Annotated in this window: 23 protein-coding genes and 1 pseudogene; 5 read left to right on the forward strand and 19 right to left on the reverse strand. The window is 70.1% G+C overall.

Annotation, left to right across the window (positions count from 1 at the left end; translation table 11 throughout):
• Nucleotides 1-2: 2 nt before the first annotated feature.
• Entirely contained in the window at nucleotides 3-293 is a 291-nt protein-coding gene (locus tag G6N31_RS16135; RefSeq protein WP_098004167.1) for a CDGP domain-containing protein, read from the forward strand.
• A 4-nt stretch (nucleotides 294-297) separates the two neighbouring features.
• Here the strand turns inward: G6N31_RS16135 and G6N31_RS16140 are convergent, their stop codons facing one another.
• From G6N31_RS16140 to G6N31_RS16180, 9 genes are read right to left on the reverse strand one after another with little or no spacing between them, the layout of a single operon-like run.
• On the reverse strand, nucleotides 298-738 hold the full coding sequence (locus tag G6N31_RS16140) for a nuclear transport factor 2 family protein (RefSeq protein ID WP_098004168.1): 441 nt from the start codon (nucleotides 736-738) through the stop codon (nucleotides 298-300).
• Entirely contained in the window at nucleotides 735-1,757 is a 1,023-nt protein-coding gene (gene tsaD / locus G6N31_RS16145) for a tRNA (adenosine(37)-N6)-threonylcarbamoyltransferase complex transferase subunit TsaD (RefSeq protein WP_098004169.1), read from the reverse strand. Before tsaD ends, G6N31_RS16140 begins: the two co-directional genes overlap by 4 nt.
• Entirely contained in the window at nucleotides 1,754-2,206 is a 453-nt protein-coding gene (rimI, locus tag G6N31_RS16150; RefSeq protein WP_098004170.1) for a ribosomal protein S18-alanine N-acetyltransferase, read from the reverse strand. Before rimI ends, tsaD begins: the two co-directional genes overlap by 4 nt.
• Nucleotides 2,203-2,841 carry a tRNA (adenosine(37)-N6)-threonylcarbamoyltransferase complex dimerization subunit type 1 TsaB gene (gene tsaB, locus G6N31_RS16155; RefSeq protein ID WP_098004171.1) on the reverse strand — a complete coding sequence of 213 codons (639 nt, stop codon included), beginning with the start codon at nucleotides 2,839-2,841 and terminating at the stop codon, nucleotides 2,203-2,205. The genes rimI and tsaB overlap by 4 nt, the downstream gene beginning before the upstream one ends.
• Entirely contained in the window at nucleotides 2,838-3,302 is a 465-nt protein-coding gene (tsaE, locus tag G6N31_RS16160; protein ID WP_098004172.1) for a tRNA (adenosine(37)-N6)-threonylcarbamoyltransferase complex ATPase subunit type 1 TsaE, read from the reverse strand. The genes tsaB and tsaE overlap by 4 nt, the downstream gene beginning before the upstream one ends.
• Nucleotides 3,295-4,383, reverse strand: a complete 1,089-nt coding sequence (locus G6N31_RS16165) for an alpha/beta fold hydrolase (protein ID WP_098004173.1) — start codon at nucleotides 4,381-4,383, stop codon at nucleotides 3,295-3,297. Before G6N31_RS16165 ends, tsaE begins: the two co-directional genes overlap by 8 nt.
• Entirely contained in the window at nucleotides 4,380-5,522 is a 1,143-nt protein-coding gene (gene alr / locus G6N31_RS16170) for an alanine racemase (RefSeq protein WP_098004218.1), read from the reverse strand. Before alr ends, G6N31_RS16165 begins: the two co-directional genes overlap by 4 nt.
• Nucleotides 5,523-5,560: 38 nt before the next feature.
• Entirely contained in the window at nucleotides 5,561-6,967 is a 1,407-nt protein-coding gene (gene gad / locus G6N31_RS16175) for a glutamate decarboxylase (protein WP_098004174.1), read from the reverse strand.
• A gap of 10 nt (nucleotides 6,968-6,977) precedes the next feature.
• Nucleotides 6,978-8,393, reverse strand: a complete 1,416-nt coding sequence (locus tag G6N31_RS16180; RefSeq protein WP_098004175.1) for an NAD(P)H-hydrate dehydratase — start codon at nucleotides 8,391-8,393, stop codon at nucleotides 6,978-6,980.
• Between the two features lie 44 nt (nucleotides 8,394-8,437).
• Here G6N31_RS16180 and G6N31_RS16185 point away from each other — a divergent pair, with 44 nt between their 5' ends.
• Nucleotides 8,438-8,806, forward strand: coding sequence for a nuclear transport factor 2 family protein (locus tag G6N31_RS16185; RefSeq protein WP_098004219.1), 369 nt, complete (start codon nucleotides 8,438-8,440; stop codon nucleotides 8,804-8,806).
• 1 nt (nucleotide 8,807) lies between these two features.
• On the opposite strand, the gene G6N31_RS16190 is transcribed toward G6N31_RS16185, so the two are convergent.
• Nucleotides 8,808-9,185 (reverse strand): STAS domain-containing protein, encoded by a 378-nt coding sequence (locus G6N31_RS16190; RefSeq protein ID WP_098004176.1) that lies wholly within the window; start codon nucleotides 9,183-9,185, stop codon nucleotides 8,808-8,810.
• A 223-nt stretch (nucleotides 9,186-9,408) separates the two neighbouring features.
• Nucleotides 9,409-11,283 (reverse strand): glutamine--fructose-6-phosphate transaminase (isomerizing), encoded by a 1,875-nt coding sequence (gene glmS, locus G6N31_RS16195; RefSeq protein ID WP_098004177.1) that lies wholly within the window; start codon nucleotides 11,281-11,283, stop codon nucleotides 9,409-9,411.
• Between the two features lie 55 nt (nucleotides 11,284-11,338).
• Between glmS and G6N31_RS16200 the strand changes: the two genes are divergently transcribed.
• On the forward strand, nucleotides 11,339-12,184 hold the full coding sequence (locus G6N31_RS16200; RefSeq protein ID WP_098004178.1) for a dienelactone hydrolase family protein: 846 nt from the start codon (nucleotides 11,339-11,341) through the stop codon (nucleotides 12,182-12,184).
• 42 nt (nucleotides 12,185-12,226) lie between these two features.
• Nucleotides 12,227-13,268 (forward strand): annotated as a pseudogene (locus G6N31_RS16205) (LLM class F420-dependent oxidoreductase).
• A 4-nt stretch (nucleotides 13,269-13,272) separates the two neighbouring features.
• Here G6N31_RS16205 and G6N31_RS16210 read toward each other — a convergent pair.
• Nucleotides 13,273-13,848: a TetR/AcrR family transcriptional regulator gene (locus G6N31_RS16210; protein WP_098004179.1), complete on the reverse strand. Its 576-nt coding sequence runs from the start codon at nucleotides 13,846-13,848 to the stop codon at nucleotides 13,273-13,275.
• Between the two features lie 44 nt (nucleotides 13,849-13,892).
• Here G6N31_RS16210 and G6N31_RS16215 point away from each other — a divergent pair, with 44 nt between their 5' ends.
• Nucleotides 13,893-15,035: an acyl-CoA dehydrogenase family protein gene (locus G6N31_RS16215; RefSeq protein ID WP_098004180.1), complete on the forward strand. Its 1,143-nt coding sequence runs from the start codon at nucleotides 13,893-13,895 to the stop codon at nucleotides 15,033-15,035.
• Between the two features lie 10 nt (nucleotides 15,036-15,045).
• Here G6N31_RS16215 and G6N31_RS16220 read toward each other — a convergent pair whose 3' ends face one another.
• From G6N31_RS16220 to exaC, 7 genes are all read right to left on the reverse strand, one after another.
• On the reverse strand, nucleotides 15,046-16,461 hold the full coding sequence (locus tag G6N31_RS16220) for a hypothetical protein (protein ID WP_098004181.1): 1,416 nt from the start codon (nucleotides 16,459-16,461) through the stop codon (nucleotides 15,046-15,048).
• Entirely contained in the window at nucleotides 16,461-16,766 is a 306-nt protein-coding gene (locus G6N31_RS16225) for a type VII secretion target (RefSeq protein WP_098004182.1), read from the reverse strand. Before G6N31_RS16225 ends, G6N31_RS16220 begins: the two co-directional genes overlap by 1 nt.
• A 42-nt stretch (nucleotides 16,767-16,808) precedes the next feature.
• Nucleotides 16,809-18,146: a phosphoglucosamine mutase gene (gene glmM, locus G6N31_RS16230; RefSeq protein ID WP_098004183.1), complete on the reverse strand. Its 1,338-nt coding sequence runs from the start codon at nucleotides 18,144-18,146 to the stop codon at nucleotides 16,809-16,811.
• 93 nt (nucleotides 18,147-18,239) lie between these two features.
• Nucleotides 18,240-18,704, reverse strand: a complete 465-nt coding sequence (locus tag G6N31_RS16235) for a hypothetical protein (RefSeq protein WP_098004184.1) — start codon at nucleotides 18,702-18,704, stop codon at nucleotides 18,240-18,242.
• A gap of 137 nt (nucleotides 18,705-18,841) precedes the next feature.
• The gene (gene rpsI / locus G6N31_RS16240; protein WP_234815369.1) at nucleotides 18,842-19,237 is read right to left on the reverse strand and encodes a 30S ribosomal protein S9; all 396 of its coding nucleotides are present in this window, start codon (nucleotides 19,235-19,237) and stop codon (nucleotides 18,842-18,844) included.
• An 89-nt stretch (nucleotides 19,238-19,326) separates the two neighbouring features.
• Nucleotides 19,327-19,770, reverse strand: a complete 444-nt coding sequence (gene rplM / locus G6N31_RS16245; RefSeq protein WP_098004186.1) for a 50S ribosomal protein L13 — start codon at nucleotides 19,768-19,770, stop codon at nucleotides 19,327-19,329.
• Nucleotides 19,771-19,963: 193 nt separating this feature from the next.
• Entirely contained in the window at nucleotides 19,964-21,487 is a 1,524-nt protein-coding gene (gene exaC / locus G6N31_RS16250; RefSeq protein ID WP_098004187.1) for an acetaldehyde dehydrogenase ExaC, read from the reverse strand.
• Nucleotides 21,488-21,564: the final 77 nt, after the last annotated feature.

Below are 21,564 nucleotides of genomic sequence, written 5' to 3' on the forward strand. Positions count from 1 at the left end.
CCGTGAAGCGCTGCTTGGTCGGAGCACTGGGTGCCCTACTGCTGACCGCGGGGTTGATCACCGCGGCGCCGCCGGCGAGCGCCGGTTGCCAGTACGGCGGACAGTTCCTCAGCAAGTGCGACGGCCCTGTCCAGCCCGACGGTACCTGGCAGCGCTGCGTGGGCGTGCTGCGGTACGTGCCGAGTGGCTTCAGTTCCCATCTGGTGCCGCAGAAACACTGCGTCGTCATGGGTCCCGGCCGGCCGGTGGCGGACCCGGCCGTGGCCGATCCGCCCTGGCCGATCCCCGATTGAGCGCTCAGCCGAAGCGGCGGGGGTCGATCAGCAGGTGGTCGGAGACGTCGCCGAGCATCTCGATGTCGACGTGGCGGTCGGTGAAGAACCACCCGGAGCCGTCGCGGGCGAAGGAGTCCGCATAGCGCCCGACGACGATCGGCTGCAGCGCGACCGTGCCGGTCTGCTGCACCACGCAGAACGTCGAGCGCGCCTGCGCCGCGTCGCCGTCCACCTCGACGATCGGGTTGAGCACCAGATGGCGCGTCCGCGGAGTGTTGCCGTGCTCGGGAAACCGGCGCGTGGTGGCGGCGAACAGGCCGGCGATGTCATCCGCGCCGGACACCCCCATAAAGCGCCCGCGGCCCAGTAGCTGCCCGACGCCGGCGAAGTCGCCTGCGTCGATCAGCTCGGCGTACCGGTAGAGCAACTCGGTGACCGCCAGCGTGTCGGCGAGACCGCTCACGCCACCTGCCCCCGCACCACCGGCAGGCCGGGATCGCTGGCCGCGTCCAGCGGCGACGGCGTTGCCCCGGCCGCGATCAGATGCGCCGCGAACGACGCGATCATCGCGCCGTTGTCGGTGCACAGCCGCGGTCGGGGAATGCGCAGCGTCAGACCCGCCGCCTCGCAGCGCTGGGCGGCCAGTTCCCGCAGCCGCGAGTTCGCCGCGACGCCACCGGCGATCAGCAGCGTCGACACGCCCAGCGTCTCGGCGGCGCGCACCGCCTTCATCGTCAGCACGTCGGCCACGGCCTCCTGGAAGCCTGCAGCCACGTCGGCGTTGGACGCGTCGGGATGGCGCTCCACATACCGCGCCACCGCGGTCTTGAGCCCGGAGAAGCTGAACGCATACGGATCGTCGCGCGGCCCGGTCATGCCCCGCGGGAAGACGATCGCGTCGCGGTCACCCTCGCGGGCCAGCTCGTCGAGCACCCTGCCGCCGGGATACCCGAGGCCCAGCAGCCGGGCCACTTTGTCGTAGGCCTCGCCGGCGGCGTCGTCGACGGTCGAGCCCAGCTCGATGATCGGCTCGCCCAGTGACCGTACGTGCAGCAGATGGGTGTGGCCGCCGGAGACCAGCAGGCCGACACTCTCCGGCAGCGGTCCGTGGTCGAACACGTCGGCGGCCAGATGCCCGCCGAGGTGGTTCACACCGTAGAACGGCACTCCCCATGCAGCCGAATAGGCTTTGGCCGCAGCCACTCCCACCAGCAGAGCACCGGCCAGTCCCGGCCCGATGGTGGCCGCCACGATGTCAGGCTTGTCGACACCGGCGGCAGCAAGCGCGCGGCGCATCGTCGGTCCGAGCGCCTCCAGATGGGCCCGGGACGCGATCTCGGGTACCACCCCGCCGAACCGCGCGTGCTCGTCGACGCTGGAAGCCACCTCGTCGGCCAGCAGGGTGACCGAGCCGTCGTCGCCGAGCTCGGCGATGCCCACACCGGTTTCGTCGCAGGAGCTTTCGATGGCCAGGATGATCATTGCCGTTCCCGTTTCATCGTGTAGGCGTCGGCGCCGCTGACGCGATAGTAGCGCTTGCGCAGCCCGACCCGGGTGAATCCGGCGCTCTCGTACAGTGCGATCGCCGGCTCGTTGTCCGTCCGGACCTCGAGGAAGATCGTTGCCCCGTCGGCATATTCGAGCAGCCGGCTCAGTAGCTGACGGCCAATGCCCTTACCCTGGTAGGCGGGGTCGACACCGATGGTGTGGATCTCGTATTCGTAGGGCCGCAGCCGTCCCAGCCGCGCAATGCCCGCGTAGCCCACCAGCTTGTCCTCCACCCGGGCGGCGACGTAGTGGTTGTGTTTGGCGGCGAGCTCGGCCAGGAACGCCCGCTCCGGCCACGGGTCGTCGCCGTCGAAGAGCTGGGCCTCGAGCTCGGCACACCGCGCCGCGTCGTTGGGGGTCAGTGGACCGTACTGCGCGGTCATCGCGGCACCGCCTGCGGCTTGGCGTCGGGTCGGCGCAGATACAGGGGTACCAGCGGCTCCGGCTCGCCGACCCAATCATCCACCGCGGCAACCAGTCCCGCTGCCGTCGGGTACTCCGCAGGTAACATCTGCAGGCCGAACAACGCGGCGTGCTCGCGGGACCCGGCCACCGCCCTGGCGCCGGCGGGCACGTCGGCGGCCACGTTGACCGCGGGCCCGTCGATCCGCTTGCCGTCGCGGTAGCGCGCCCAGTAGACCTCCCGGCGCCGCGCGTCGGTGACGACGAGTACCTCCCCCACGCTGCCCGCCGCAATCGCGTCCAGGCTGCACACCCCGCGTACCGGCACGGCGAGCGCGTGGCCGAAGGCCGCGGCCGTGGCCATGCCGACCCGCAGGCCGGTGAACGGACCGGGGCCGCACCCGACGACGACGGCATCGAGCTCGCCGGGGCCGACGCGCGCTTCCCATAGCGCGGCAACGATGTTCGGGGTCAGCCGCTCAGCGTGGGCGCGCGGATCGACGGTGACCTGTTCGTCGAGCACCTCGACACCGGCATCGGGGCCGTTGTGCATCCGCACCACCCCGGCGGTCACCGCGGGGGTGGCGGTGTCGATGGCCAGCACCAGACGACTCATGGTCGGCTCCACTGCCACATCGCGGTGCGCATCTCGGTGTCCGAGCCGCGCTCCAGGCGGATGTCGAGATGGCGCTCCGACAGCCGTTCGGCCACCCCCTCGCCCCACTCCACCACCACGACGGCGTCGTCGAGGTCGGTGTCGAGGTCCAGCGAATCCAGTTCGGCGAGCAGGTCCACCGTGTCCTGATCCAGTAGCCGGTACAGGTCGACGTGCACCATCGCCGGCGCCCCGGGGCGGCGGGCGCGGTGCACCCGGGCCAGCACGAACGTCGGCGAGACGACCGGTCCGTCCACGTCGAGAGCCTGCGCGATTCCCTTGGCCAGCACCGTTTTCCCAGCACCGAGCGGTCCGGACAGCACCACCACGTCGCCCGCACGCAGGGAAGCCCCCAGCTCGGTGCCCAACGCGACCGTGTCCTCGGTGGTGGGCAGTTCGGCGGTGCCCGACAACTCACTCATAGGACCACACCCGTTCCCGCACCCGGCGCGTCAGTGCCACCAGCTTCGACGGGGTGGCCCGCTCGACCAGACGCACCAGCGCATCGTCGATCACCTCCGGCCGTTCCAGCTGCACCAGATGTCCTGCGCCACCGACGATCAGCAGTTCGGCCTTCGGCATCGCGCGCGCCATCTCCTGGGAGTACTCCAGCGGGGTGAGCAGGTCGCGGTCACCGCAGGCCACCAGGGTGGGCACCTTGCTCAAGGTCTCCAGCCCCGCGGTCTCGTCGTGCACCTCCAGCGCGTGCAGGAATTCCACCAGCGTGGTGATGGTGGTGTCGTGCATCATCTTCTCGGAGAACGCGACCACGCTCGGGCTCATCTCCTCGTCACCGTAGGACGCCGCCCGCAGGATCGGGCCGATCACCGCCCGCGCCGCGCCGCGGCCGCGGTGCACCGCACCGGGGGCGTAGCGGGCCGCGAAGCGCACCGCCTCCAGCGCCGGGTTGTTCAGGATCTCGCCGAGCGGGGATCGCGAAACCCCTTCGGCTGCCGAGGAAATGATCGCCGCACCGACGACGCGGGTCGGGTAGCGCTGCGGGTACTGCCGGGCGTGGGACAGCACCGTCATGCCGCCCATCGAGTGGCCCACCAGCACCACGGGGCCGCGCGACGCGGTCACCGCCAGCACGCTCTCCAGATCCTGGCCGAGTTGCTCGACGGTGTAGCTGTCGGGCGGGGCGTTGCCGGACAGTCCATGGCCGCGCTGGTCGTAGAACACCATCCGGACCTGGTCGCCCCACTGCTCGGTCAGGCGGGCGCGTTGGAAGTGAAAAGAACCCATCCGCAGACAGAAGCCGTGTGCGAACACGACGGTCAGCGGCGCGTCGGGGGGTCCGGTCTCGCGCACCGCCAGCGGCACGCCGTCGGCGGTGGTGACCACCGAGCTGCGGTCGGCGTCGAGCAGCTCGAAGTCCTCGTCGCGATGCGGATCGTCCTCGGTGACCCGGCGACGCAGCGAGCGGGCCGCAGTGACCCCGGCCGCCGAACCGACGGCGGCCACGCCGGCCAGCCCCGCCAGCCATCCTGCACGTCCGTTCACCGGGTACCGCCTCCGCGGTAGCTGCGCCCGATCCGGCCGCGCGGGCTGGTCGCGACCTCGTAATTGATGGTGCCCAGCATGTCGGCCCAGTCCTGCGCCGTCGGTTCGCCGTGATCGCCGGGGCCGAACAGGATCGCGTCGTCACCCTCGGACACGTCGACCGGGCCGGGGCCGAGGTCGACGACGAACTGGTCCATGCAGATACGTCCGACGTTGCGGTAGCGCCGGCCGTTGATCTGGACCTCCAGCCGGTTGCTCAGCGTGCGGAACACCCCGTCGGCGTAGCCGGCCGGTATCAGGGCCAGCGTGGTGTCGCGCGATGCGATCCAGGTGTGCCCGTAGGAGACGCCGTCGCCGGCCCGGATCGAACGGATCTGCGCCACCGGGCATTTCACGGTCATCGCCGGGCGCAGGCCCATGCTGCCACGGTCGGGGATCGGGGTGAGCCCGTAGACGGCGATGCCGGGGCGCACCAGGTCGAATGCCAGATCGGCTCGCGTCAACGCGGCCGGTGAGTTGCTCAGGTGCACGATGTCGAAGTTCACTCCGCGGGCGCGCCCCAGCGCGGCCATCTCGGTGAGCCGCCCGGCCTGCACGTCGTTGAAGGGGTGGTCGGGGTCGTCGCCGTGGGCCAGGTGCGACATCAGGCCACGGGCGTGCACGGCGCCGTCGGCGACGGCTCGGCCCACGGCGTCGAGCACCGCCGGGTACTGCGCGGGGGCCACCCCGTTACGGCTCAGGCCGGTGTCCACCTTGACCGTGAGCAGCGCGGGACGCCCGGTCCGGGCGACGGCGTCGAGCACCTCGCCGGCCTGCCGCAGCGACGACACCGCGATCTGCACGTCGGCCAGCAGCGCCGGCCCGAAATCGGTGCCCGGCGGATGCAGCCACGCCAGGACCGGCGCGGTGATGCCGTCGGCGCGCAGCGCGAGCGCCTCCGCGACGGTGGCCACCCCGAGCTCGGCGGCGCCGGCGGCCAGCGCGGCCCGCCCCACCTGGGAGGCGCCGTGGCCGTACCCGTCGGCCTTCACGACAGCCATCACGGCCGCCGAACCGGCCTGTTCGCGCAGTACAGCGACGTTGTGGGCGACCGCGTCGAGGTCGATCGACGCGGTGCACACCGCCGCGGGTTCGTTCATGATCGTGGTCACCGCCCACGATTGTCCCAGTCCGGCGGTCAGTGGGCGAAATGCTCCTCGTCGGCGAACCCGCCGACACCGACCTTGTCCAGCTTGGCCAGCACTTCCACCAGGTCGTCGCGCAGCGCCCGCGCGAGATTCGCCGAGAACCCCTCCCGTACCACCACGCGCAGCACGGCCACGTCGCTGGCGTTGTCGGGCATGGTGTACGCCGGCACCTGCCAGCCGTACCCGCGCAACAGCGAGGAGACGTCGAAGACGGTGAATTTAGTGCCATCGACCAGCTTGAACGCCACCACGGGGATCGCCGAGCCGTCCGAGATCACCTGGAACGCCGGTCTGTTGTCGGGTCCGGTCATCGCGGCCAGTTCGTGGGAGAGCCACTGCGCGGTCTCCGACAGTGTCCGCATCACCGAGGTGTAGCCCTCGCGACCCAGCCGCAGGAAGTTGTAGTACTGGCCGACGACCTGATTGCCGGGCCGGGAGAAGTTCAGCGTGAACGTCGGCATGTCGCCGCCGAGGTAGTTGACCCGGAACACCAGGTCCTCGGGCAAGTGGTCGGAGTTTCGCCACACCACGAACCCGATGCCGGGATAGGTCAGCCCGTACTTGTGGCCGCTGACGTTGATCGACACCACCCGCGGCAGCCGGAAGTCCCACACCACGTCCGGGTGCAGGAACGGCACGACGAACCCGCCGCTGGCGGCGTCGACGTGCACCGGCACGTCCGGACCACCGCCGCGCGCCAGCGTGTCCAGCGCCGCGCAGATCTCCCCGACCGGTTCGAGTTCGCCGGTGAACGTGGTGCCCAGGATCGCCACCACCCCGATGGTGTCCTCGTCGACGGCGTCGACCACCTGTTCGGGGGTGACGACGTAGCGGCCGTCGGCCATCGGCAGGTAGCGGGCCTCGACGTCGAAGTAGCGGCAGAACTTCTCCCACACCACCTGCACGTTGGAGCCCATCACCAGGTTCGGCGTGCGGCTTTTCCATCCGTCGCCGTCGGTGCCGGCGAACTTGTCGCGCCAGCGCCACTTCATGGCCAGGCCGGCCAGCATGACGGCCTCGCTGGAGCCCACGGTCGACACCCCGATCGCGGTGGACGGATCGTCGTCGCGCAGGTTCTCGGCGTGGAACAGGTCGGCCACCATGCACACGCAGCGCTGCTCGATGGCCGCGGTGACCGGATACTCGTCCTTGTCGATCATGTTCTTGTCGAACGTCTCCGACATCAACTCGCCGGCTTCGGGGTCCATCCAGGTGGTCACGAACGTCGCGAGGTTCAACCGCGAACTGCCGTCGAGCATCAGCTCGTCGTGGATGTAGCGGTAGGTCAGCTCGGGCTCCATCGACTCGTCGGGCAGCCGTAGCGCCGGGATCGGGTTGTTGGACATCCGCCCGGTGTAGGCGGGGGTCAGCGACGAGTGACGGGATACGTTGGGCATGGCCTCATTTCTAGAGGATCGAGCCCACCGCCGTGCGCAGATGCGCCAGGATCCGGGACGCCGAGGTCGGCGCCGGGCCCGGCCCGGGGTCGAGCGCCGACAGTTGGGCCGCGCGGGAATGCACGAACGCCGCCGCGGCCGCGGCCTCCCCGGCGGGCAGACCGGCGGCGAGCAGCGCGCCGATGACGCCGGAGAGCACGTCGCCGGATCCTGCCGTGGCCGCCCACGACGCCCCGGCCGCGTTCAGGTAGACGGCTCCCGAACCCGGCTCGGCGATCACGGTCACGTTGCCCTTCAGCAGCACGGTGACGCCGAGGCGGTCGGCCAGCCGGCGGGTGTCGGCGACGCGGTCGGGTCCGGGCGGGGCGCCGGCCAGGCGGGCGAACTCCCCGGCGTGCGGAGTGAGCACGGTGGCGGTGCTGCGGCCGTCGACGAGTTCGGGGTGCGCGGCCAGGATGGTCAGCGCGTCGGCGTCGACGATCACCGGCACATCGGCCTCCAATGCGAAACACAGTGCGGCCGCCGCGGTCTCGTCGGTACCCAGCCCCGGCCCGACGACCCAGGACTGCACCCGGCCGGTGGTCGTGAAGGTGGAGGTGGCGATGACCTCGGGCCACTGCGCGAGCACCTGCTGGGCAGCCGTGCCGGCATAGCGGACCATGCCCGAGGTCGCGGCCACCGCGGCGCCGGTGCACAGCACCGCGGCGCCGGGGTAGGTGTCCGAGCCTGCCATCACCCCGGTGACGCCCTGGGTGTACTTGTCGTCGGTCGGTCCGGGTACGGGCCAGCGCGCGGCGACGTCGACGTCCTCGAACCCGCGGGTGTCGCTGGGCGGAAGGTCGAGTCCGATGTCGACCAGTTCGACGCGGCCGCACGGCCCGAGGGCGTGCACCGGTTTGAGTCCGCCGAAGGTGACCGTCATCGCAGGCCGGACGTGGGCGCCGTCAGTTGCGCCGGTGTGCACGTCGACCCCGCTGGGCAGGTCGACCGAGACCACCGGGATCCCGGCAGCATGCACCGCGTCGAAGACCCGCGCGGCTTCGGGGCGTAGCGGCCCGGACCCGGAGATGCCGACCACCCCGTCGATCACCAGATCGGTTGCCGCCGGGACGGTGTCGACCACCTGGCCGCCGCTGCGCCGGAACGCCGCCAGCGCGCGGGCATGGGCGCGTTCGGGATTGAGCAGGACAGCGGTGGCCCGGGTACCGCGGCGACGCAGGAAGGTGGCTGCCCACAACGCATCTCCGCCGTTGTCGCCGGATCCGACGACCGCGCACACGGCCTTTCCCGCCACCGTGGTCAGGTCGCGGGCGATCGCGGTGGCCAGCCCGAACGCCGCGCGGCGCATCAGCTTGCCTTCCGGCAGCGCCGCCAACAGCGGGGCTTCGGCCGACCGGATCTGGTCGGCGCTGTAGTAGTACCGCATCGGTCCCAGGCTAACGCGGACTCCCGGTGGGTATCCGGCGTGTCATGACGCAACTGATCGACGAATTGCTGGTACTCGAACATGCCGGCTGGCGGTCGCTGTGCGACGGCACCGGCGACGCCTTCTACGGCGAGCTGATGACCGACGACGCCGTCATGGTGCTCGCCAACGGCATGGTGATGGACCGCGCGGCGGTGACCTCGGCGCTGGGCCAGTCGCCGCCATGGCAGCGCTACGAGATCAGCGACGTCCGAGTGATCGCGATCTCCGGTGACACCGCCGCGCTGGTCTATACCGGCACCGCGTGGCGGGCCGGCACGGAAGAACCGTTCGTCGGGGCGATGTCGTCGGTCTATCACCGCACCGGGGACGGCTGGCTGCTGGCGTTGTACCAGCAGTCGCCCCGCGGCTGAGTCAGGCCGGGGCCGGCCGGCCCTGCCGGGCGTCCTCCAAGGTCGGGTAGAGATCGATGATCTGGTCGACGCACATCAGCCGCATCGGCCTGCTGGTGGCCGGCCCCTCCGCGACCACCCGCAGCGACACCCCCGCGGGTTCGGTGAGGCGATGCGTCTCGACCAGCACGCTGATGCCTGCCGACGAGAGGAATTCGACGTCGAGCAGGTCCACGATCACCAACGCGGCGCCGCTGGTCAGCGCGACGTCGAGATGCGTCATCAGCGTCGGCGCGGTCAGGACGTCGAGATCCCCGGCGACGTGCAGCAGCAGGGCGTCGCCGTCGCGGCGCGGGCTCACCGTGCAGCGACCGCTGCGTTTGTGCCCATGTTCAGTCATTGATTCCCGACCTTCATGCGGTGGGGGCACAGATACAGATGGCGCGGCCCACCGCGGTATGCACAGGTACGCGCCCTAGCTTGTGCGGGTCACGCCCTGGGGTCGCACCGGATTCGTCGTAAGAGACAGGGCAGCGGCGACCGTTGCTGCCAGACAGCTCATACTTTTCTTATCGAATCCTCAAGCTTGAGCGTTACCGGCTGCGCGGGATTTCTGGCCTGCGCTACTCGACGGTGACCGATTTCGCCAGATTGCGCGGCTTGTCGACGTCGTAGCCGCGGGCCTGCGCGACTCCGGCGGCGAAGAATTGCAGCGGAATGGTCGAGAGCAGCGGCTGGAACAGCGTCGACACCGCCGGGATCTCGATCAGATGGTCGGCGTGGGGCCGCACCGTGTCGTCACCCTCTTCGGCGATGACGATGGTGACCGCGCCGCGCGCCTGGATCTCGCGGATGTTGCTCAGCAGCTTCGCGTGCAGCATCGCGGCGTTCTTGGGCGAGGGCATCACCACGATCACCGGCAGGTCGTCCTCGATCAGCGCGATCGGGCCGTGCTTGAGCTCGCCGGCGGCGAACCCCTCGGCGTGCATGTAGGCCAGCTCCTTGAGCTTGAGCGCCCCCTCCAGCGCTACCGGGTAGCCGACGTGGCGCCCGAGGAACAGCACCGTCTGCGACGGAGCGAACTTGCGGGCCAGCTCCGCCACCGGATCCGCGGTGGCGATGACCCGGGCGATCAGGTCGGGCATGGCCTCCAGGTCGCGGTACTCGCGGGCCACTTCGTCGGGGTACTTGGTGCCGCGGGCCTGGGCCAGTGCCAGTCCGACGAGGTAGTTCGCGGCGATCTGTGCCAGGAACGTCTTGGTCGAGGCGACCCCGATCTCCGGTCCGGCACGGGTGTAGAGCACCGCGTCGCATTCGCGCGGGATCTGGCTGCCGTTGGTGTTACACACCGCGAGCACCTTGGCCTTCTGCTCCTTGGCGTGGCGCACCGCCTCCAGGGTGTCGGCGGTCTCGCCCGACTGGGAGATGGCCACCACCAGCGTGTGGCTGTCCAGAACCGGGTCGCGGTACCGGAACTCGCTGGCCAGCTCGACCTCGACCGGCAGCCGAGTCCAGTGCTCGATCGCGTACTTGGCCAGCAACCCGGAGTGATACGCGGTGCCGCAGGCCACCACGAAGACCTTGTCGATCTCTCGCAGCTCCTGGTCGGAGAGGCGCTGCTCGTCGAGCACGATCCGGTTGTCGGTGAAATGCCCCAACAGCGTGTCCGACACCGCGGCCGGCTGCTCGGCGATCTCCTTGAGCATGAAGTAGTCGTAGCCGCCCTTCTCGGCGGCCGAGGTGTCCCAGTCGATGTGGAAGGTGCGGTAGTCCGCCCCCGGAACCGCGACGTTGCCCTCGAAGTCGCTGATCCGGTAACCGTCCGCATGCACGACCACCGCCTGGTTCTGCCCCAACTCCACGGCGTCGCGGGTGTGCTCGATGAACGCGGCGACATCGGAGCCGACGAACATCTCCCCGTCGCCGACGCCGAGCACCAGCGGCGTGCTGCGCCGCGCGGCCACGATCGTGCCGGGTTCGTCGGCGTGGGCGAACACCAGCGTGAAGTGGCCCTCCAGGCGACGCAGCACGGCCAGCACCGCGGCCGGGAAGTCGCCGGCGTGCTCACCCTCGGCGTACTCGCGGGCCACCAGGTGCACCGCGACCTCGGTGTCGGTGTCACTGGCGAACTCCACCCCGGCGGTCTCGAGTTCGGTCCGCAGGCCGGCGTAGTTCTCGATGATGCCGTTGTGCACCACCGCGACCTTGCCGCTGGCGTCGCGATGCGGGTGGGCGTTGCGGTCGGTAGGCCGACCGTGGGTGGCCCATCGGGTGTGGCCCAGCCCGGTCGAGCCGGGCAGACTGTCCGCCTCGCCTTCGGTGAGCGCAGCTTCCAGGTTGGCCAGCCGCCCCGCCCGGCGCCGCACGGTCAGACCTCCGTGGCCGTCGAGCAACGCAACACCGGCCGAGTCGTAGCCTCGGTACTCCATGCGGCGCAGCGCGTCGACGACAATGTCGCAGGCACCCCGGTGCCCGACGTAGCCGACGATTCCGCACATAGCCTCCCAGGGTACGGCAGGACGTCTGTTTCGCCCGGTGGGTTACGGTCTTCGGGTGGCCCGCACGAAGAAGCTCTACGCCGCGTTGACGCGTCGCGGCCCGCACCGCGTTCTGCGCGGTGACCTGGCCTTTGCCGGGGTCCCCGGGGTGGTGTACACACCGGCGGTGGGCAAGAATCTGCCGGGCGTGGCCTTCGCCCACGATTGGGTCACATCCGCCGAGCGCTACCACGACACTCTCGATCACCTGGCGTCCTGGGGAATCGTGGCCGCCGCCCCGAACACCGAGACCAGCCTGGCCCCGTCGGTGCTCAACCTGGCCTACGACCTCGGCACCGTCCTCGACATCATCACCGGTGTCCGACTCGGCACCGGCGACATCAGCGTGCACCCCAACAAGCTCGGCGTCGCCGGACACGGCTTCGGCGCGTCGGCGGCGGTGTTCGCCGCGGCCGGCATTCCCGGCCGGGTCAAGGCGGTGTTCGCCGCCTACCCCACGATCAGCAGCCCGCCCGCGGTGCAGCCGGCCTCGTCGCTGCGCGTGCCAGGCCTCATCCTGGCCGACCCGGGCGATCCGATGTCGCTGCGGTCCAACGCGGTGGAGCTGGCGCGGGCCTGGAAGACCGCGACGCTGCGCTCCACCCGCAAGTTGGAGGCCGGTGGGCTGGTCGAGGGTCGTCGGCTGGCCTCCGTGGTGGGCTTGCCCGGCGCCGATCGGAAGACCCAGCGCACCGTGCGTGCGCTGCTGGCCGGCTACCTGTTGCACATGCTCGCCGGCGACAAGACCTACAAGGACTTCGCCGACCCCGACGTCGAGCTGCCCAAGGCGTCGGTGATGGATCCGTTCGCCGACGACCCGGTGGATCTGGAGAACAAGGTCGTGGCGCTACTCAAGCCGTGACCCCACCTCCCAACCAACCGGTTGGGGGTATACCGTGTCCCCATGCGGACGGGCATCTTCCTCGGGTATGCCGGCGGCTTCCTCGAAGCTGTCGACGAAGTCGTCGAGCTGGAGAAGGTCGGCGTGGACATCGCGCTGGTGGCCGAGGCGTACTCCTACGACGCGATCAGCCAGCTGGGGCTTCCTGGCCGCGCGCACGTCTCGCATCGAGCTGGGCACCGGCGTCGTCCCGATCTACACCCGGACCCCGGCACTGATGGCGATGACCGCAGCCGGACTGGACTATGTCTCCGGTGGGCGGTTCCGGCTGGGCCTCGGGACCTCCGGGCCCCAGGTGGTCGAGGGTTTCCACGGGGTGCCGTTCGACGCCCCGCTGGGCCGCACCCGCGAGGTGGTGGAGATCTGCCGGCAGGTATGGCGCCGCGAACGGCTCGAGTATGCGGGCAAGCACTATCAACTACCGCTGCCGGCCGACCGCGGCACCGGCCTGGGTAAGCCGCTCAAGCTGATCAATCACCCTGTCCGCGAGCGGATTCCGATCACCATCGCTGCACTGGGGCCGAAGAATGTCGAGCTGACCGCCGAGATCGCCGAAGGCTGGCAGCCGGTCTTCTTCTACCCCGAGAAGGCCGGCGAGGTCTGGGGCGACGCACTGAGTTCCGGTGCGGCCAAGCGGGACCCGGCGCTGGGCCCGCTGGACGTGATGGTCAGCGCCACGCTGGCCATCGGTGACGACGTCGACGACCGACTGGCCTGGGCCAAACCGCAACTGGCGCTCTACATCGGCGGCATGGGAGCACGGGGCCGCAACTTCTACCACTCGCTGGCCACCCGGTACGGCTTCGGCGAGGTCGCCGACCACATCCAGGATCTGTATCTGGCGGGCAAGAAGGCCGAGGCGATCGACGCGGTGCCCGACGAGCTGGTCCGGCGGGTCTCGTTGGTGGGGCCGGAGTCCTACGTCAAGGAGCGTGTCGCCGCGTTCGCCGAGGCCGGCGTCACAACGCTGCTGGTGCATCCCCTGTCCACCGACCGGCGCGAGACCGTGCAGTTCGTCGAGCGCCTGCAGCAACTCTTGCCCTGACCGATCAGGCCTGAATGCCGCCGGTCAGGATGGCCGCCAGCTCCCGGTAGGCCGCGGCGTCGTCGAGGCCGGTGCGCTCCCGAACCACCCGCTGCTGGATGCGCACCATCGCCGTCGCCGCGAGATCGGCCGCGAAGACCGCGTGCACGTCGCGGAAGTCTCCGGTCGCCACGCCGTCGGCGATCAGCTCCTGGACCCGCCGCGCCGCGATCCGGGTGTTGCGCTCGTAGATCTGGCGCGCCGGCGCGAACGCGTCGAGGTCGGCCATGAACTGGTCCGACGCGCGGTCCAGCGCGACGCCCACCGCGGTGAGGTAGGCCGTGACGCGCGCTCTGGGCGCCTGCGCCTCGGCCACCCGGGCCTCCACGTCCTCGGTGGCGGTCCGGAAGAAGTGCACGGTGGCCGCCTGCACGAGTTGCTCCTTGCTGGCCGCCAGCGTGTAGAGCGTCGACTTCGAACACCGCAGCCGGGCCGCGATGTCGTCGAGCGTCAGGTGCGCGAATCCCTCGGCCAGGAACAGCGCGACCAGCGCATCGAAGAGCTCGGTGCGGCGACGGGTCGCGAACGCGGTCCTGGTCATGCCGCTGATAGTACTGGCAATAGTCCTGTAGTACTGTCCGGAGTATGCCCGTGGACCGCCTCCTCCCCACTGATGACGCGCGTGAGCTCATCGGCCTCGCGCGCGACATCTCCGACAAGGTGCTCGCGCCGATCGTCGACCGGCACGAGAAGGAGGAGTCCTACCCCGACGGCGTGTTCGCCACCCTGGGCGAGGCGGGACTGCTGTCCCTGCCCTACCCCGAGGAATGGGGCGGCGGCGGGCAGCCCTACGAGGTCTACCTGCAGGTGCTCGAGGAGATCGCCGCGCGTTGGGCGGCCGTCGCGGTCGCGGTCAGCGTGCACAGCCTGTCCTGCCACCCGCTGATGGTGTTCGGCACCGACGAGCAGCGCAGCCGGTGGCTGCCCGAGATGCTCGGTGGGTCGACCATCGGCGCCTACAGCCTCTCGGAGCCGCAGGCGGGCTCCGATGCCGCAGCGTTGACGTGCAGGGCAGTCCCCACCGACGACGGCTATCGCATCACCGGCGCCAAGGCCTGGATCACCCACGGCGGCATTGCCGACTTCTACAACCTGTTCGCGCGTACCGGCGAAGGGTCGCAAGGCATCTCCTGCTTCCTGGTTCCCCGAGACACTCCCGGTCTGAGCTTCGGCAAGCCGGAGGAGAAGATGGGCCTGCACGCCGTACCGACCACGGCCGCGCATTACGACAATGCGGCCGTCGACGCCGGGCGCCGCATCGGCGCCGAGGGACAGGGTCTCCAGATCGCCTTCAGCGCACTGGATTCCGGACGGCTGGGCATCGCCGCGGTCGCGGTCGGACTGGCGCAGGCCGCCCTCGACGAAGCGGTGGCCTACAGCGGCGAGCGAACCACGTTCGGCCGCAAGATCATCGACCACCAGGGGCTGGCGTTCCTGCTCGCCGACATGGCCGCCGCCGTCGACTCCGCGCGCGCCACCTACCTGGATGCCGCCCGGCGACGCGACGCCGGGATGGACTACTCCCGGCATGCGTCGGTGGCCAAGCTGATCGCGACCGACGCCGCGATGAAGGTCACGACCGACGCGGTGCAGGTGTTGGGAGGCGCCGGTTACACCCGCGACTACCGAGTCGAGCGGTACATGCGCGAAGCCAAGATCATGCAGATCTTCGAGGGCACCAACCAGATTCAGCGATTGGTGATCAGCCGGCACCTGGCCCGCGGATAGTCTTCGCGCCTCACCCCGACGGGTCACCGACCTGCGGCACCTCGCCTTCGGCGATCGCACATGGGGTCTGCTCGTCGGCCACCGGCTCCGCCGGAGGCGGGGGCAGCGGTTCGATCACCGGCTCCGGCGCAGGCGTCGCGGTCGGCGCCGCATCTGGATCCTCCACCGGGGGTGCGCAATCATCGGGCGCGTCGGCGACGAGGGTGTCGGCCTCGGGCACTTCCTCGTTCTCGCCGGCAGTGTCGTCGTCGGCGTCAGGTTCGTCGGGCTCGTCAGGTTCATCGGGCTCGTCAGGTTCGTCGGGCGCGTCGAGCTCGTCAGGTTCGTCAAGCGGGTCAGGTTCGTCGAGTTTCGCGACGGATTCGAGTTCGGGCGGTTCGAAGCCGTCGGCGCCGCCGCCCAGCAGACCGCGCAACGTGTCGGTGAACTGCTGCCCCAGACCGCCCAGCCCGCCGAAGCCGCTCAGACCGCCGGCACCGATGTCGGCGGGAGGGCCCGGCATAGCCGGGGACGAGGGCACTGCCGGAGCCGAGAGGGCCGGGGGCGGGGCTGCTTCGGGCACCGGCGCGGCCGGCGGCACGGCGGACAGCGGCGCGGCGGACAGCGTAGGCGCAGGCACAGGGGCGCTCCACGCCGTCGGCACCGTCGGTGCCACGGGGGCCTGCGGAGCCGCGATCGGCGCCGGCTCGCGTCCTTCTGCTTCGGCGAAGACGCCCGTTCCCGGATGCACCGGGCCGAGCTCGCCCGGCACAGCGAAGACGGGCGCCGGTTCGGCCGCCACCTCCGCTGCGGCGTTGCGATACACATCAGCAACCCCGGCCATCGTGTCGGTCATCAGGGTCAGCCACTCGGTCCGAACAGTGTCGTCCACGAACGGCTTCACGTCCCGGTCGACCAGCTCACTGGCCGCTGCCCGGTCCCCCGCGCCGCTCGACAGCGTCGCGGCGGCGGCCAGCCAGTCGGCTCGGACGGGCGCGGTTCTGTCCTCGATCTCGACGACGGCCGCCACCTTGGCATCGACGAGCTGCCACAGCCGGTCCGCGGCTTCGGTCACCGCGTCGGCGGCGACGCGGACGGCCGACGCGACGCCCGCCGATGCGTCGCCATGCCGGCGCAGGAACTCTTGGCACGCCCGGGCCCCTGGCCCCGACCAGGCTGCCGCCAGCGCGTCGACCTGCCGCTGCTGCACGCCGAGCGCGTCCTGGCACACCGAGGCTGCCACGGCCAACGCGGCGCCGTCGCGCCGCAGCACCTCGAGGTCCATCCCGTCCTCGCTGCCGTACCAGTCGCGAAGCTGGCCGGCATGCAGGGTCAGGTCGCCATGGCCATAGCCGACCTGGCGGCAGGCCCACACGTACTCCTGCAGACGCTGCACTGCGGTCTGGCCGTCGGCCAAGCGCGCTGCGACAGAGGGGTTTTCGTCCATCACCGCACCCGCTGGGCGGCGCGGAGGTCGGCGTCGTGATAGCGGTCGGCACCGGCCCGCAGCACCGCCGCGATCTCGGCCGCGGCGCGCGACCATTGCCGCAGCGCCGTCGAAAGAGTCTCGACCGCGGCCTGCAACTGCTCGCCCTGGGCGAGGTAGGCGCGCCCAGCCGTCGCACCGCCGAAGCCCAACGTGCTCAGCTGGTTGCGCAGCACTGTGTCGATCAGCGTGGACGCCACGTCATACTCGCGCGCGACCGCCCGCACCGCCGCGGCATCGACATGTGCCGCCTCCGAAGTCCCCATATCTGGTTGGACGTCACGCAGGCGGGCACGGTTCCCGCGGGATCAGCCCTCGGCGCTGACCGACTCGGCGACCCGCACGGCCATCTGCCGCGCGGTGTCCTCGTCTGCGGCCTCGACCATGACCCGGACCACCTGTTCGGTGCCGGACGGGCGCAACAGGATCCGCCCGGTGTCGCCGAGTTCGGCTTCGACCGCGGCCACCGCATCGCGCACCGACGGCGCGTCGGCGACGGTGGCCTTGTCGGCGACCGCGACGTTGATCAGCACCTGCGGCAGGGTCTGCATCGGGGCGGCCAGGTCGGCGAGGGTGCGCCGGGTCTCGGCCATCCGCGCCATCAGGCGCAGGCCGGTGACGATGCCGTCGCCGGTGGTACCGAAGCCGGGCAGCACGATGTGCCCGGACTGCTCTCCACCCAGCGCGAATCGGCCGGCGCGCAGTTCTTCGAGGACGTAGCGGTCGCCGACCCCGGTCGTGCGGACCTCGATACCCGCCGACCGCATCGCCAGGTGCAGCCCCATGTTGCTCATCACCGTCGCGACGAGCGTGTCGGAGGCCAGCTCGCCGGACTCCTGCATCGCGAGCGCGAGCACCACCATGATCGCGTCCCCGTCGATGACCCGCCCCTGTGCGTCGACGGCCAGGCAGCGGTCGGCGTCGCCGTCGTGCGCCAGGCCCAGGTCGGCGCCGTAGCTCACCACGGCCGACCGCAGCGCATCCATGTGGGTGGAGCCGCACCCGTCGTTGATGTTCAGCCCGTCGGGCTCGGCGTGGATCGGGATCACGTTGGCCCCGGCGGCGCGGTAGGCCCGGGGCGCCGCATCGGAGGCCGCGCCGTGCGCGCAGTCGACGACCACCGTCAATGCCTCCAGGCGGCTGGTGGCGGCCTTCCCGACGTGGCGCAGGTAGCGTTCCAGCGCGTCCGGGGCGGTGACGACGCGGCCGATCCCGGCGCCTGTGGGACGTTGGCCCGGACCCTGATGCACCAGTTCCTCGATGCGGTCCTCGGTGTCGTCGTCGAGCTTGTGTCCGCCCGGACCGAAGATCTTGATGCCGTTGTCGGGCATCGGGTTGTGCGAGGCCGAGATCATGACGCCGAAGTCGGCGTCGTAGGCCTGGGTCAGGTACGCGACGGCCGGGGTGGGCAACACCCCGACCCGCAGCGCGTCGACGCCCTCGCTGGCGATCCCGGCGATGACCGCCGCCTCCAGCATCTCACCGCTGGCGCGGGGATCTCGCCCGATCACCGCCACGCGGCGGTGCGAGCCACCGATCCTGCTGAGGCGCTGGGCCGCCGCAGTCCCCAACGCCATCGCCAACTCGGCGGTCAGGTCCTGGTTGGCGACCCCGCGCACCCCGTCGGTGCCGAAGAGTCGAGCCATGCTGACAACTTCTCACACCTTCTGCCGGCATACCTAACCGATCGCCCGGCGCCTCAGGCCGTGGCCGGATCGATACGGGCACGTGACAGGGGGTCAGCCCTCCGTGTTGAAGGACTCCCCGGCCTCGCCTTCACCCGGCACGGCCGGCGCTTCGCCTTCCTCGCTCTCCCCTTGACCGGAGACCGACGGCGCCTCTTCGGCGGGCGGGGCCGGCGCCGAGGTGGCTTCCCGCGCGGCGTTCTGCACGATCAGCACGTCGCCCCGCGGGGTGCCGGCGCAAACGGTCTGCTGCGTGCCGTCGGCGTCGACGGTCCGGGCCAACGCGGTGACCTCGGCAGGATCACCGCCGCAGACCCCGGTGACCGTCGCCGCGGCGGCCTCCGGCGATGCACTGTCGACGGCGATCTCCCCTCCGACCAGCACCGTCACCAGCCCATCGGCACTGGTGGACGCGTCGTCAGGTTGACCGTGGGCGATCCCCATCCCGGCGGTGAGCAGCATTCCGCCGGCCGCCGCACCGGCGGCGGTGATTCTGGCGTATGTGACGAACTCAGGCATCGACAACTCCCTTCGGTAACGAGGCCAGGGATACCCACGACCGCCGGAAACGACTCACCGCCCGCATCCCGAAGGGACTGACGCCCGGCGCCCCGCGATGCGGAGAGCCGGGCGCCAGGCCGTGCGACGGAAGTCGATCAGCGCTTGCTGTACTGCGGCGCCTTGCGGGCCTTCTTCAGGCCGTACTTCTTGCGCTCGATGGCACGCGGGTCACGGGTCAGGAAGCCGGCCTTCTTCAGCGCGGGCCGGTCCTCCGGCTGCACCAGAATGAGGGCGCGGGCGATCGCCAGACGCAGCGCTCCGGCCTGGCCGGAGGGGCCGCCCCCGTCGAGGTGGGCGTAGATGTCGAACTGCTCGAGCCGATCCACCGTCACCAGCGGCGCCTTGATCAGCTGCTGGTGCACCTTGTTCGGGAAGTAGTTCTCCAGAGTGCGCCCGTCGAGGTGGAACTGTCCGGTGCCCGGCACCAGCCGGACACGGACGACGGCTTCCTTGCGGCGGCCGACCGTCTGGATCGGACGGTCGATCAGCACCGGTTCGCGGGTCTCGGCCTCAAAGGCGACGTCGGTCTCGACAGCTCCGGCGTCGGTGTCGGTGTCGGTGTCGGCGAAGTTGGCTTCAGTCACTGGGCCACCTGCTTGATCTCGTAAGGAATCGGCTGCTGAGCGGTGTGCGGATGCTCGGGACCGGCGTAGACCCGCAGCTTCTTCTGCACCTGACGGCCCAGCTTGTTCTTCGGCAGCATGCCGAGGATCGCCTTCTCGACCACACGGTCGGGACGCTTCTCCATCATCTCGCCGAGGGAGCGCCTACGCAGGCCGCCGGGGTAGCCCGAGTGGCGGTAGAAAAAGGTCCGGTCCGCCTTGTTGCCGCTGATGGCGATCTTGTCGGCGTTGATGACGATGACGAAATCGCCACCGTCGACGTTCGGCGTGAATGTCGGCTTGTGCTTGCCGCGCAGCAGATTGGCAGCTGCTACGGCGAGCCGGCCGAGCACCACGTCGGTGGCATCGATGACGTACCACGAACGCGTGGTGTCACCTGCCTTCGGCGTGTACGTAGGCACAGCGCATACCTCTCATATCTTCTGGGGTGGATCCCGGTGACCCGGGTGCCGGTCCGGCGTGCGCTTCGAAGAAAGTGCCTCGGCGACCGGCAGGGACCCGAGGTTCCGGCAGGCAACGCACGCCAACGACGCAGCTTACAGGCGGCCGTCCGCGCAGGTCAAAACGCTCTTCCCGGCCCCGGCCGGACCGGCTCTAGAAGAAGCCCTGGGCGTGGTCGCTGTAGCTGACCAACAGGTTCTTGGTCTGTTGGTAGTGGTCGAGCATCATCTTGTGGTTCTCCCGGCCCACGCCGGACTGCTTGTAGCCACCGAAGGCGGCGTGCGCGGGGTACTGGTGGTAGCAGTTGGTCCACACCCGGCCGGCCTTGATGTCGCGCCCGGCGCGATAGGCGGTGTTACCGTCCCGACTCCACACTCCCGCCCCCAGTCCGTAGAGGGTGTCGTTGGCGATGCTGATGGCCTCGTCGTAATCGGCGAACGACGTCACCGCCACCACCGGGCCGAAGATCTCCTCCTGGAACACCCGCATCGCGTTGTTGCCGGTGAAGATCGTCGGCGCGACGTAATAGCCGCCGTTGAGGTCCCCGCCGAGTTGCGCCCGCTCCCCACCGGTGACCACCTGGGCGCCCTCGTTCCTGCCGATCTCGATGTAGGACAGGATCTTGTCGAGCTGTTCGGTGGAGGCCTGCGCGCCGATCATCGTCTCCGAATCCAGCGGGTCACCCTGACGGACCGCCTTGGTGCGGATCGCGGCCAACGCCAGGAACTCGTCGAAGATGTCGGCCTGGATCAACGACCGCGACGGACAGGTACACACCTCCCCCTGATTGAGCGCGAACATCGTGAACCCCTCCAGCGCCTTGTCCTGGAAGCTGTCCTGCGCGGCCAGCACATCGTTGAAGAAGATGTTGGGGCTCTTGCCGCCGAGCTCCAGGGTGACCGGGATCAGGTTCTGCGCCGCGTAGCCCATGATCAACCGGCCCGTAGAGGTCTCCCCGGTGAACGCGATCTTGGCGATCCGCTTGCTCGACGCCAGCGGCTTGCCCGCCTCCACACCGAAACCGTTGACCACATTGACCACCCCGTCGGGCAGCAGATCCCCGATGAGCTCCATCAGATACAGGATCGAGGCCGGGGTCTGCTCGGCCGGCTTGAGCACCACCGCATTGCCCGCCGCCAGCGCCGGCGCCAGCTTCCACGTCGCCATCAGGATCGGGAAATTCCACGGAATGATCTGCCCGACCACCCCGAGCGGCTCCTGGAAGTGATACGCCACGGTGTCGGCATCGATCTCACTGATCGAGCCCTCCTGGGCGCGGATCGCGGCGGCGAAATACCGGAAATGATCCACCGCCAACGGGATGTCGGCGTTGAGCGTCTCGCGGATCGGCTTGCCGTTGTCCCACGACTCGGCCACCGCGATCGACTCCAGGTTGGCCTCGATACGATCGGCGATCCTGTTCAAAATCACCGCCCGCTCCGCGGCAGTGGTCCTCCCCCACGCCGGCGCGGCCGCATGCGCGGCGTCGAGCGCCTTCTCGATATCGGTCTCATCCGAGCGGGCCACCGCACAGAACGGCTGCCCCGTCACCGGCGTCGGGTTGTCGAAATAACGCCCCGCAGCCGGCGGCACCCACTGACCCCCGATGAAATTGTCATAGCGATCCTTGAACGACATCAACGAACCGTCGGTGCCGGGGCGGGCGTACACGGTCATGACGAGTCTCCTGCTCTGTGCCGAGAACCAGTGTGTTGTACGTCACTCAACTTACGCGCACACTGTGACCATCAACG

This window comes from Mycolicibacterium duvalii, from assembly GCF_010726645.1.
In the GTDB taxonomy this organism is placed as follows: Bacteria; Actinomycetota; Actinomycetes; order Mycobacteriales; family Mycobacteriaceae; genus Mycobacterium; species Mycobacterium duvalii.